Annotated in this window: 12 protein-coding genes, 1 tRNA gene and 1 pseudogene; 4 read left to right on the forward strand and 10 right to left on the reverse strand. The window is 69.9% G+C overall.

All coding sequences use genetic code 11. From position 1 onward, the window contains the following. Positions 1–10 precede the first annotated feature (10 nt). From BLV72_RS12110 to BLV72_RS12120, 3 genes are read right to left on the reverse strand one after another with little or no spacing between them, the layout of a single operon-like run. The gene (locus BLV72_RS12110) at positions 11–997 is read right to left on the reverse strand and encodes an ABC transporter ATP-binding protein (RefSeq protein WP_425288368.1); all 987 of its coding nucleotides are present in this window, start codon (positions 995–997) and stop codon (positions 11–13) included. Between the two features lie 20 nt (positions 998–1,017). Beyond that, positions 1,018–1,782, reverse strand: coding sequence for an ABC transporter permease (locus BLV72_RS12115; protein WP_244321397.1), 765 nt, complete (start codon positions 1,780–1,782; stop codon positions 1,018–1,020). A 46-nt stretch (positions 1,783–1,828) separates the two neighbouring features. Continuing rightward, entirely contained in the window at positions 1,829–2,629 is an 801-nt protein-coding gene (locus BLV72_RS12120; protein WP_093462159.1) for an ABC transporter permease, read from the reverse strand. A 277-nt stretch (positions 2,630–2,906) separates the two neighbouring features. On the opposite strand from BLV72_RS12120, the pseudogene BLV72_RS12125 reads away from it, so the two are divergent. Further along, a pseudogene (locus tag BLV72_RS12125) lies at positions 2,907–5,257 on the forward strand (transglycosylase domain-containing protein). A gap of 78 nt (positions 5,258–5,335) precedes the next feature. Here BLV72_RS12125 and BLV72_RS12130 read toward each other — a convergent pair. Both BLV72_RS12130 and BLV72_RS12135 read right to left on the reverse strand, forming a co-directional pair. Next, complete coding sequence (locus BLV72_RS12130; RefSeq protein WP_052393151.1) at positions 5,336–5,638, reverse strand: GroES family chaperonin; 303 nt, start codon at positions 5,636–5,638, stop codon at positions 5,336–5,338. A gap of 102 nt (positions 5,639–5,740) precedes the next feature. Then, positions 5,741–6,103 (reverse strand): DUF3618 domain-containing protein, encoded by a 363-nt coding sequence (locus BLV72_RS12135; protein WP_093462160.1) that lies wholly within the window; start codon positions 6,101–6,103, stop codon positions 5,741–5,743. 138 nt (positions 6,104–6,241) lie between these two features. Here BLV72_RS12135 and bcp point away from each other — a divergent pair, with 138 nt between their 5' ends. Both bcp and BLV72_RS12145 read left to right on the forward strand, forming a co-directional pair. After that, positions 6,242–6,709 carry a thioredoxin-dependent thiol peroxidase gene (gene bcp, locus BLV72_RS12140; protein WP_093462162.1) on the forward strand — a complete coding sequence of 156 codons (468 nt, stop codon included), beginning with the start codon at positions 6,242–6,244 and terminating at the stop codon, positions 6,707–6,709. Positions 6,710–6,767: 58 nt separating this feature from the next. Further along, positions 6,768–6,851 (forward strand) — tRNA-Leu (locus tag BLV72_RS12145). A 62-nt stretch (positions 6,852–6,913) separates the two neighbouring features. Here BLV72_RS12145 and rdgB read toward each other — a convergent pair. From rdgB to BLV72_RS12165, 4 genes are all read right to left on the reverse strand, one after another. Next, complete coding sequence (gene rdgB / locus BLV72_RS12150) at positions 6,914–7,549, reverse strand: RdgB/HAM1 family non-canonical purine NTP pyrophosphatase (RefSeq protein WP_093462163.1); 636 nt, start codon at positions 7,547–7,549, stop codon at positions 6,914–6,916. Between the two features lie 23 nt (positions 7,550–7,572). Continuing rightward, complete coding sequence (locus BLV72_RS12155; protein ID WP_093462165.1) at positions 7,573–7,968, reverse strand: hypothetical protein; 396 nt, start codon at positions 7,966–7,968, stop codon at positions 7,573–7,575. 79 nt (positions 7,969–8,047) lie between these two features. Next, a complete protein-coding gene (gene rph, locus BLV72_RS12160) occupies positions 8,048–8,779 on the reverse strand; it encodes a ribonuclease PH (RefSeq protein WP_093462166.1) in 732 nt (243 codons plus the stop codon). Between the two features lie 108 nt (positions 8,780–8,887). Next, positions 8,888–9,169: a PTS sugar transporter subunit IIB gene (locus BLV72_RS12165; RefSeq protein ID WP_257789973.1), complete on the reverse strand. Its 282-nt coding sequence runs from the start codon at positions 9,167–9,169 to the stop codon at positions 8,888–8,890. A gap of 162 nt (positions 9,170–9,331) precedes the next feature. Here BLV72_RS12165 and BLV72_RS12170 point away from each other — a divergent pair, with 162 nt between their 5' ends. After that, positions 9,332–10,564 carry a PTS transporter subunit EIIC gene (locus BLV72_RS12170; RefSeq protein WP_093462168.1) on the forward strand — a complete coding sequence of 411 codons (1,233 nt, stop codon included), beginning with the start codon at positions 9,332–9,334 and terminating at the stop codon, positions 10,562–10,564. A 70-nt stretch (positions 10,565–10,634) separates the two neighbouring features. On the opposite strand, the gene BLV72_RS12175 is transcribed toward BLV72_RS12170, so the two are convergent. Further along, the gene (locus BLV72_RS12175) at positions 10,635–11,387 is read right to left on the reverse strand and encodes an MBL fold metallo-hydrolase (RefSeq protein ID WP_014061044.1); all 753 of its coding nucleotides are present in this window, start codon (positions 11,385–11,387) and stop codon (positions 10,635–10,637) included. Positions 11,388–11,479 lie beyond the last annotated feature (92 nt).

Below are 11,479 nucleotides of genomic sequence, written 5' to 3' on the forward strand. Positions count from 1 at the left end.
AGCGCCCCGCTCACGCTCGCCGCCCCGCCGCCCCGCCCTCCCCGCTGTGCAGCATCCTCGCGATCACGTCCTCGATCTCGGGCTCGCGCACCGAGAGGTCCACCAGCGGATAGCCGTCGGCGACCGCCGCGACGATCGGCGCGGCGCTGCTGGTCGCCGGGAAGGCCAGCCACTGCCGGGGCCCCTCGACCCGCACCGTCCGGGAGCCGGGGATCTCGATGGGCGGCAGCTCCTGCTCCAGGTCGACCACGAGGGTGCGCTCGCTCTCCCCCACCGCGTGCAGCCCGTCGAGCCCGCCGTCGTAGACCAGCCGGCCGTGGTCGATGACCATAACCCGCTTGCACAGCAGTTCGATATCGGTCAGATCGTGGGTGGTGAGCAGCACGGTGGTGCCCTGCTCGGCGTTCACATCGCGCAGGAACTCCCGCACCTTCGCCTTGCTGACCACATCGAGCCCGATGGTCGGCTCGTCGAGATAGAGCACCTCGGGGTCGTGCAGCAGGGCGGCCGCGATATCGCCGCGCATCCGCTGGCCGAGCGAGAGCTGACGCACCGGTACGTCCAACAGCTCGCTCAGGTTGAGCAGTTCCACACAGCGGTCCAGGTTCTCCCGGTAGCGGTCGTCGGGGATCCGGTACATCCGCCGCACCAGCGCGTACGAATCGCGCAGCGGCAGATCCCACCACAGGGTGGTCCGCTGCCCGAAGACCACCCCGATCCGGCGCGCGAGCCGCGTCCGCTCCCTGGAGGGATCGATTCCGGCGACCCTCAGCCGTCCGCCGCTGGGCACCAGGATCCCCGTCAGCATCTTGATCGTGGTGGACTTCCCGGCGCCGTTCGGCCCGATGTAACCCACCATCTCGCCACGCGGCACCCGGAAGCTGATGCCGTCCACGGCGCGCACCTCGCGGCGCTCACGGCGCATCAGCCCGGCTCTGCGCCGCACCTGGAACACCTTCTCGACACCGTCGAGCTCGATGAGATCGTCCATGGCCATGCTCCCCCTCAACTCCCCGTTCAGCTCCCCGTGCTCTGATACGCCCGCAGCCCCGCCCGCCAGGCCAGCCCCGCCACCGCACAGCAGCCGCAGGCGACCAGCGGCGCCGCGAAGCCGATCCGGGCCGGGAGCCCCAGCGGATCGGGGCGCCCCAGGATGTGCAGCGCCGGCAGCCAGTTGACGAAGGCCAGCGGGATGACGAAGGTGACGCCCCGCAGCAGCTCCTTGCCGAAGACCGTCGGCGGGTACTCCAACAGCGTGGTCCCGCCGAAGGTGAAGGCGCTCTGCACCTCGGAGGCGTCCTTGGCCCAGAACTGGAAGGCCCCGCCGAGGACGAACAGCGCCCCGAAGATGGCGCCCCCGCTCAGCAGCATCACCGGCATCAGCAGGGCCCGGTCCACCGTCCAGTCGATGTCCAGCCGGCTCAGCGACCAGCCGAGCAGCACCGCCCCCTGGGTGATCCGGCCCAGCCGGCGCAGCGCGAAGCGGTCGGCGGCGACCTGGGCGAGTATCGGCACCGGCCGCACCAGCAGGGTGTCCATCGTGCCGTCGCGCACCCGCTGCCCCAGCCGCCCCATGGTGCCCAGCGTGAGATCGGCGAGGCCGAAGGCGACGCTGGTGGTGCCGTAGAGGAAGGCCACCTCGTCAAGGGTGAAGCCGCCGAGCTGCCCGATGTGGGTGAACATCAACGCGATCGCGACGAAGTCCAGGCCGGTCGCGAGGAGGTTCCCCAGCGTCATGATCAGAAACGAGGTGCGGTACGCCATCGTGGAGCGCACCCACATCCCGACGATCAGGACGTAGGCCCGGAGCCCGGACGACACGGCCGACTCAGCCACCCTGGACCACCACCTTCCGGGTCGCCACCGACTGCAGCACCCGCCCCGCCGCCAGCAGCACCACCATCCACCCCACCTGGAAGGCGAACGCCGCCAGCAGCCCCGCCCCCCGGTGCTCCTCCAGGAAGACATCCGCGGGCACCTGGAGCATCGCCGCCCAGGGCAGCGCGCGGGCGATCTCGCCGAGCTGCCCCGGGAAGACGTTGAGCGGCAGGATCATCCCGGAGAAGAACAGGCACAGCAGCCCGCTCAGCATCGACAGCCCCGTCCCGTCCAGCAGCCAGAAGGAGGCGAGCGAGACCAGATAGCGCACCGCGAAGCCGACGCACACCGCGAGCACCACCGACAGCAGGAACCACAGCCAGGTCAAGGGCGAGGCGGGCAGGCGGAGTTCGAAGACCAGCGCCCCGATCCCCATCGGCACCACGCCGCGCCCCAGGAGCTGGAACAGCGCCCGGCCGAGCTCGGTGGCCAGCCACCACGACTGCAGGTCCACGGGGCGGTAGAGGTCCACCGCGATGTCACCGGAGCGGATGCGGTCCTGCAGCTCCTCCTGGAAGCCGCCGCCCATCAGCGCCACGGCCGCCAGCAGCGCCTGGCCGAGCCAGACGAAGGTCAGCGCCTGGGCGAGGTCGTAGCCGCCGAGGTGCGGCCGCTCGTCCCACAACGCGGTGTACGTGTAGGCGAGGATGAAGCCGAAAACGGTATTGGTGAAGACCCCGGCCACGGTCGCGACCCGATACGTCGCGTAGCGTTTGAAGCCGCTGACCGTGACGGCCGCGTACAGCCGCATCCGCCCGCCCCTCCCTCCCCGACCACGGCGCCCGGCCGGCGCCAAAATCCGGAGCCTAGTGGGGTGGCCGGAGGGACGGCCAGGCAATATTCACCGGATGGTGTGAGCGGAATCATCCATATGGCCGGTCACAGACCAGTCACGGGTGCGCGCCACGTCCTCGGCCCGGAACGGATGATGCGACAGTGTTTTATCGGGCGTACGACGCGAATCGCCCGACCGTGCACGATCCTGCCGCCGTGCAACCCTCGACGGCGGCCGAGGAGTCTCAGGAGACATGAGCGACGAGCCCCAGTTGATCGACGGTGGCCCGGCCGGAACGGGTGCCCGGCCCGGCATCGACGATGGCAACCACGACACGCCGCACCGCGCGGACGGCCTCCCCGCGGGCAAACCGGCCAAGGGCAGAAAGGGCCGTCCCCAGCGCACCGGATGGCGCCGGCTGCTGCCCACCTGGCGCATGGTCCTCGGCGGCTTCCTCCTGATCGTCCTGCTGATCGCGGGCGGGCTCGTCACCGGCTATCTGCTCGTCGACATCCCCCGGCGAACAGAGCCGCCATCGCCCAGAGCAATGTCTTCCTCTACTCCGACGGCTCCCAGCTGGCCCGCGAGGGCAAGGTCAACCGGGAGAACGTCCAGCTCAGCCAGGTGCCCAAGCGGATCCAGCACGCGGTGCTCGCGGCCGAGGACCGGGACTTCTACTCGGAGTCGGCCATCAACCCCGAGGCGATGGTCCGGGCCGCCTGGAACACCGCCACCGGCAAGGGCAAGCAGTCCGGCTCCACCATCACCCAGCAGTATGTGAAGAACTACTACCTGGACCAGGAACAGACGGTCACCCGCAAGGCCAAGGAGTTCTTCATCGCGATCAAGCTGGACCGGGAGGTGAGCAAGGACAAGATCCTCGAGGGCTACCTCAACACCAGCTACTTCGGGCGCAACGCCTACGGCATCCAGGCCGCCGCCCAGGCGTACTACGGCAAGGACATCGACGAGCTCGACACCGCCCAGGGCGCGTATCTGGCGACCCTGCTGAACGCCCCCAGCGCCTACGACATCGTCGCCCATCCCCAGAACAAGGGGCGGGCCACGGCCCGCTGGCACTACGTCCTGGACGGCATGGTGAAGAAGGGCTGGCTGACCGGGGCCGACCGGCAGAAGATGACCTTCCCCGCGCCCTCCGAGGCCAGGGCCCCCTCCGGCATGTCCGGCCAGCGCGGCTATCTCGTCGAGGCCGTCGAGGACTACCTCACCAGCAACGGGATCATCGACGAGCAGACCCTGGCGCGCGGCGGCTACCGCATCACCACCACGATCGACAAGAAGAAGCAGGACGCCTTCGCGGAGGCCGTGCGCGAGCGGCTGATGAGCAAGCTCAGCCCGGAGGACCGCAAGGTCGACCGCTATGTCCGCGCGGGTGGCGCCTCGATCGACCCGAAGACCGGGAAGGTGGTCGCGCTCTACGGCGGGATCGACTACACCAAGCAGTTCGTCAACAACGCGACCCGCCGTGACTACCAGGTGGGATCCACGTTCAAGCCATTCGTCTTCACCTCGGCGGTGCGCTACGGGTCCACCACCCAGGACGGTCAGACGATCACCCCGGACACCCTCTACAACGGCGACAACAAGCGCGAGGTCGTCGGCCCGGAGGGGCCCACCGGCTACGCCCCCGCCAACGAGGACGACGTCGACTACGGCGACATCGACGTCACCACGGCCACCGACAACTCCGTGAACTCGGTGTACGCGCAGATGGCCCAGGACGTCGGCCCCTCCAAGGTCAAGCAGACCGCCATCGACCTGGGCGTCCCCAAGAACACCCCCGATCTGCACGCCTCCCCCTCCATCGCGCTCGGCCCCGCCACCGCGAGCGTGCTGGACATGACCGAGGCGTACGCGACCCTCGCCAACCACGGCGAGCACGGCAGGTACAGCCTGGTCGAGGAGGTCACCAAGGACGGTGCGCGGGTCGATCTCCCGGACCGGGAGAACCGGCAGGCCATCCCGCGCAGCGCCGCCGACACCACCACCTCGATACTGCAGAGCGTGGTGGACGGCGGCACCGGCACCGCCGCCCAGGCCGCCGAGCGCCCGGCGGCGGGCAAGACGGGCACCGCGGAGGAGGACAAGGCCGCCTGGTTCGCGGGCTACACCCCGGATCTGGCGACCGTGGTCGCGGTGATGGGGCAGGACTCCAATACCGGCGTGCAGAAGCCGCTGTACGGGGCGACGGGCCTGGAGCGGATCAACGGCGGCGGCTATCCCGCCGAGATCTGGGCGCAGTACACCTCGGGCGCGCTGGACGGCAAGCCACCGGCCGAGTTCGATCTGCGGCTGGAGGACGGGGCGAGCACCCCCGACGGCTCCCAGACCGGCCAGCAGCCGCCGGGCTCCCTGCCGCCGGTGGTCACCACGCCCCCGACCGGCGCCCCGCCGGACACCTCGGTCCCCACGGCGCCGACCGACAACCCGCCGACGGTGCCCACCACGCCCCCGACCATCCCCACCCCGCCGACGGACATCCCCACCGGCGGGCCGACGACCGAGCCGGGACCGGGCGGTCCGGGCGGGCCCGGTGATCCGGGCGGCGATCCGGGCGGCCCAGGGGGGCCGGTGGGCGGCTGAGACCACGGGCCACGAACAGTGGAGGGTGGTGACGGATACCGTCACCACCCTCTGTCGTATCCGATCCCGCGGCCGCGCCTACAGGTAGAGCCCCGTGGAGTCCTCCGCGCCCTCCAGCCGCTCGGCGGCCACCGCGTGCAGATCGCGCTCCCGCATCAGGACGTAGGCGACCCCGCGGACCTCGACCTCGGCCCGGTCCTCCGGGTCGTAGAGCACCCGGTCACCGGGCTCCACGGTCCGTACGCTCTGCCCGACCGCGACCACCTCGGCCCAGGCCAGCCGCCTGCCGACCGCCGCGGTGGCGGGGATGACGATGCCGCCGGACGACCGGCGCTCGCCCTCCGGAATGTCGGTGCGGACCAGCACACGGTCGTGCAGCATCCGGATGGGCAGCTTGTCATGGGTCGTGTTCGCACTCACGCCATGACCGTACCTGGCCGGACGGCGCGATGACGCCTCAGGGCCGGTGCCGGCCGCCTTCGCTCAGCGGTGCCGCTTGGAGCACCACGAGGAGCGGGACGCCTTGGCGGACCGGGAGGACCGCGCCGAGAGCGCGAGCAGCCCGACCAGCCCGGCCACGGCGAGCGCGACCGGCACGATCCGCTCCATGCGGGGCCGCCCCTCCTCCGACACCAACTGGCCGCGCACGCCCGCCACCACGCGGTTGGCGGACACATAGGCCCGCCCGGCGGTCCGGTCCACGGCCGAAGCCGCCTTCGCCTTCGCGTCCCCGATGATCGTCTTCGGGTGCACCCGCACCCCGATCTCGTCGAGCGTCAGGGCGAGCTCCTGCCGCCTGCGGGCGATGTCCGCCTCGATCTGCGCAGGGGTCCTGGCATCCGACACCGCGCTGCCTCCGTCAGTCTCGATGATTCGTGATGGACAGTCTGTCAGCTCGCCCTCCTCCCCGCCCCACGGCACCCCCGGACGGGAAGCTGGCTAATGTCGGGTACGTACCCCCGATGCCACGAGGAGCACCAGACCATGAGCGAGCGACTGCAGCCCGGCGACACCGCCCCCGCCTTCACCCTCCCCGACGCGGACGGCAGGGAGGTCTCGCTCGCCGACCACGCCGGCCGCAAGGTGATCGTCTACTTCTACCCCGCCGCGCTCACCCCCGGTTGCACCAAGCAGGCGTGCGACTTCACCGACAATCTCGCCTTCCTGGCCGGCCACGGCTACGACGTCATCGGCATCTCGCCCGACAAGCCCGAGAAGCTGGCCAAGTTCCGGGACCAGGAGCACCTGAAGGTCACGCTTCTCGCCGACCCCGCCAAGGAGACCCTCGAGGCGTACGGCGCCTTCGGCGAGAAGAAGCTGTACGGCAAGACGGTCGTCGGCGTGATCCGCTCCACCGTCATCGTCGACGAGCAGGGCAAGGTCGAGCGCGCCCTGTACAACGTCAAGGCCACCGGCCACGTAGCCAAGATCATCAAAGACCTGGGGCTGTGACGGACCCGGGGCTGCCGCCCCGGCCCCCGTTCACCAGGCAGTACCATGACCGTGCCGAGCGGCCGTGATGGAATTGGCAGTCATGCTGGGTTTAGGTCCCAGTGGGGTAACTCCCGTGAGGGTTCGAGTCCCTCCGGCCGCACGCCGCGCGAACCCAGGCCCGGCCCGTCTATCGCGGGCCGGGCCTGCGGAGTCCTACGGGGCTCACCCCAGGAGTTCGCGGACGATCGGGGCGATGGCGCGGAACGCCTTGCCGCGGTGGCTGATGGCGTTCTTCTCCTCCGGGTCCAGTTCGGCACAGGTGCGGGTCTCGCCGTGGGGCTGGAGGATCGGGTCGTAGCCGAACCCCCCGCCGCCCACGGGCTCATGACGGAGCGTGCCGGTGAGCCGGCCGGAGACGACGCGCTCGGTGCCGTCGGGGAGGGCGAGGGCGGCGGCGCAGGCGAAGTGGGCGCCGCGGTGTTCGTCGGGGACGTCGGAGAGCTGGGCGAGCAGCAGGTCGAGGTTGGCGCGGTCGTCGCCGTGCCGGCCCGACCAGCGGGCCGAGAAGATGCCGGGGGCGCCGCCGAGGACGTCCACGCAGAGGCCGGAGTCGTCGGCGATGGCGGGGTGGCCGGTGGCCTGGGCGAGGGCGTGGGCCTTGAGGAGGGCGTTCTCCGCGAAGGTCACGCCGGTCTCCTTGACGTCCGGGAGCTCCGGATAGGCGTCGGCGCCGACGAGTTCGGCGTCGAGGCCGGTCTCGCCCAGGATCGAGCGCAGTTCGGTGATCTTGTAGGCGTTGCGGGTCGCGAGGACCAGACGGCGGGGGTGCGGGCGGTGTCCCTCAGTGTGTTGCTGCATAGCTCTCGATTATCGAGGGGCAGTCAGGGCGAGCAGACACCGGTCAGCTCGCCCGCCGCGTCCCTGACCGGACTCATATCGGGGTGCTTGCCGCTGTCCACCGACTTCTGGACGTTGTCCAGGGCCTTCTGGAGGTCGTCCACGGCCTTGCCGACGTCCGCGTTGTCGGTGCGGTCGCCCACCTTGTCGATGTCCTTGTCGAGGGCGTCCAGGATCTTGTCGGCGTCCTGCGGATTGGCCGCGGCGCCGCTCAGGGCGTCCTGGAGGTCGTCCACGTCGTTGGTTATCTCGACCGCGAGCTGGGCGCAGTCGAGGGCCTTCTCCACCGCGCTGCACCCGACGGTGACCGGCACGATGAGCGCGACGGCGGCGAGAGCGGTGACGGCGGTGGTACGGCGGTGACGGTGGCGCGGCGCCATGGAATGGGTCCTTCCCCGGGAACGGTGCTGGTACCTGACTAAACGCCGGGCGCCGCGCGACGGTTGCTTCGGGCCGCCGTCACATCTCCTGGGCCAGCGCCGCGCGCTGGATCTCCGCCAGGGTGTCGCAGCCGGCCACGGCGAGGTCCAGCAGCCCGTTCAGCTCCTCGCGGGCGAAGGGCTCGCCCTCCGCCGTGCCCTGCACCTCGACGAAGCGTCCGTCACCGGTACAGACCACGTTCATGTCGGTCTCGGCGCGCACGTCCTCCTCGTAGCAGAGGTCGAGCAGCGGGATGCCGCCGACGATGCCGACGCTGACGGCGGAGACGGTGCCGGTCAGCGGCTGCCGGGTGGCCTTGATGAGCTTCTTGCCCCGGGCCCAGCCGATGGCCTCGGCCAGGGCCACATAGGCGCCGGTGATGGCGGCGGTGCGGGTGCCGCCGTCGGCCTGGAGGACATCGCAGTCCAGGACAATGGTGTTCTCGCCGAGCGCCTTGTAGTCGATCACCGCGCGCAGCGAGCGGCCGATGAGACGGGAGATCTCATGCGTACGGCCGCCGATCTTGCCGCGGACGGACTCGCGGTCGCCCCGGGTGTTGGTGGAGCGCGGCAGCATCGCGTACTCCGCGGTGACCCATCCCTCGCCGCTGCCCTTGCGCCAGCGCGGCACGCCCTCGGTGACGCTCGCGGTGCACAGGACCCGCGTATCGCCGAAGGAGACGAGGACCGAGCCCTCGGCATGCTTGCTCCATCCGCGCTCGATGGTCACGGGTCGGAGCTGATCAGGGGTGCGGCCGTCGATACGAGACATGAGATGAGCCTATCGGCATCGCGGAGGCCCCCGGTCCGCGTCCGGCGAGGGCCCCGCCCCCGGGAGACGGCCCTCCCGGCCGGGAAGGTCACCTCAGGTCGCGGAAGGTCACATCAGGTCTTCGATCTCGGCGGCGACGGGGTCCGCGTCGGCGCCGATGACCACCTGGATCGCGGTGCCCATCTTCACCACGCCATGCGCGCCCGCGGCCTTCAGCAGGGCCTCGTCGACCAGGGCGGCGTCCTTGACCTCGGTACGCAGACGGGTGATGCAGCCCTCGATCTCGACGATGTTGTCGATGCCGCCGAGCCCCTCGACGATCTTGTCAGCCTTGGTGGCCATGTTCGCTCCTGTCGTCCTGCTGTCCGCGTGGTGTCCGCGTTGCGGCAAGTGGTCTACACCATTATGCGGGTGAGGAAGTCACTCGTCACTTGGAACGATAGATTCCTTTAGCGGATCCCTACGTGCTACAACAGGTCTACACCACATGTGGTTTAGACCATAGCGCGGGCCGCCCCTCCCCTGAGAGCCCGCCTCACCAGGAGGAATCCGATGAGTACGGCCACCGCGCCGACCGCGCCCGCCCAGAAGCGGGGTGCCGGTCTGATCAAGGGTATGCAGAAGATCGGGCGCAGCCTCCAGCTCCCCGTCGCCGCTCTGCCCGCCGCGGGCATCCTGAGCCGGCTCGGCCAGGACGACGTCTTCGGCAAGACGGGACTCGGCTGGAACAAGCTCGCGGAGATCTTCGCCCACGCGGGCGGCGCGCTCTTCGACAACCTGGCCCTGCTCTTCTGCATCGGCGTGGCCATCGGCTTCGCGAAGAAGTCGGACGGCACCACGGCCTTCGCGGGCCTGGTCGGCTTCCTCGTCTACAAGAACGTCCTGACCGGGTTCGTCAGCGAGGTGACCGGCAAGCCGGAGGACCCGGGCGTCCTCGGCGGCATCGTGGTCGGCCTGACCGCCGCGGTGCTGTGGGAGAAGTACCACCGCACCCGGCTGCCGGACTGGCTGGGCTTCTTCAGCGGCCGCCGCTTCATCCCGATCCTGATGTCCTTCGCGGGCGTGATCTACGGCGTGCTCTTCGGTTACCTCTGGGGCCCGATAGGCGACGGACTCAACAACTTCTCCGAGTGGCTGTCCTCCAATGGCGCGGTCGGCTCGGGGATCTTCGGTGTGGTCAACCGACTGCTGATCCCGGTCGGCATGCACATGCTGCTGAACTCGTTCGCCTGGTTCCAGTTCGGCGACTTCAACTCCGGCGGCCAGACCTGGCACGGCGACATCGCGCGCTACTTCCACGACGACCCGTCGGCCGGAATGTTCATGACCGGCTTCTTCCCGATCATGATGTTCGCGCTGCCCGCCGCCGGTCTGGCGATCGCGCACTGCGCCCGTCCCGAGCGGCGCAAGGCCGTGATGGGAATGATGATCTCGGTCTCGCTGACGGCGTTCGTCTGCGGTGTCACCGAGCCGATCGAGTTCTCGTTCATGTTCATCGCGCCCCTGCTGTACGGCATCCACGCGGTGCTGACGGGCCTCTCCATGGCGCTGACCTGGGCACTCGGCATCCGCAGCGGCTTCACCTTCTCCGGCGGGCTGTTCGACTACCTGCTGGGGTGGTCGCACAGCGAGAAGGCCTGGATGCTGATCCCGATCGGGCTGGCGTTCAGCGTCGTCTACTACGTGGTCTTCCGCTTCGTGATCACGAAGTTCAACATCCCGACGCCGGGACGAGAACCGGAGGACTCCCTGGACGACGCCGCGGTGGCGGACGGCAAGAAGTAGCCACCGGGCGCGCGAAACGGCGAAGCGCCGGGCTGGTCCTCCAGCCCGGCGCTTCTGCGTTCACCGCCGGTTACACCTCGTAGACCGCGCCCGCCTTGGCCAGCTCCACCGGGCCGCCGAAGACCGCCTGGGCGTCGCGCTGGTTGATCTGGGGGTCCGTCCATGGCGGGATATGGGTGAGCACCATGCTCCCGACCCCCGCCCGCAGCGCGTGCTCACCCGCCTGGCGGCCGTTGAGATGCAGCTCCGGGATGTCCTCCTTGCCGTGTGTGAAGGCCGCCTCGCACAGGAAGAGGTCCCCGCCCCGGGCCAGGTCCACCAGGGCCTCACAGGGGCCCGTGTCGCCCGAGTAGACCAGCGAGCGGCCGCCGTACTCGATCCGGAAGCCGAACGCCTCCACGGGGTGGCAGACGCGCTCGGCGCGGATGGTGAAGGGGCCGATGTCGAAGCTGCCGGGCGTCAGGGTGCGGAAGTCGAAGACCTCACGCATCGACTTCTCATCGGGCAGGTCGTCGTACGCCTGGACCAGCCGCCGCTCGGTGTCCTCGGGGCCGTAGACGGGGATCGCCTCGGCGCGGCCACCGTCGTGCCGGTAGTAGCGCGCGACGAAGTATCCGCACATGTCGATGAAGTGATCGGGGTGGAGATGGGACAGCAGTACGGCGTCGAGGTCGTAGAGACCGCAGTGGCGCTGCAGCTCGCCAAGGGCGCCATTGCCCATGTCGAGGAGCAGCCGGAAGCCGTCGGCCTCTACGAGGTAGCTCGAGCAGGCCGATTCCGCGGACGGGAACGACCCTGAGCATCCGACGACGGTGAGCTTCATGAAGCAGGAACCTCCTTGAGGGGTCCCCATGCCGAAGGCCATGGGCGGGTGCGGGGGGTCATGCGGTGCCCACGAGCGTAAGGCGCAAAAGC

Origin of the sequence: Streptomyces melanosporofaciens (genome assembly GCF_900105695.1) — a bacterium.
Classification (GTDB): Bacteria; Actinomycetota; Actinomycetes; order Streptomycetales; family Streptomycetaceae; genus Streptomyces; species Streptomyces antimycoticus.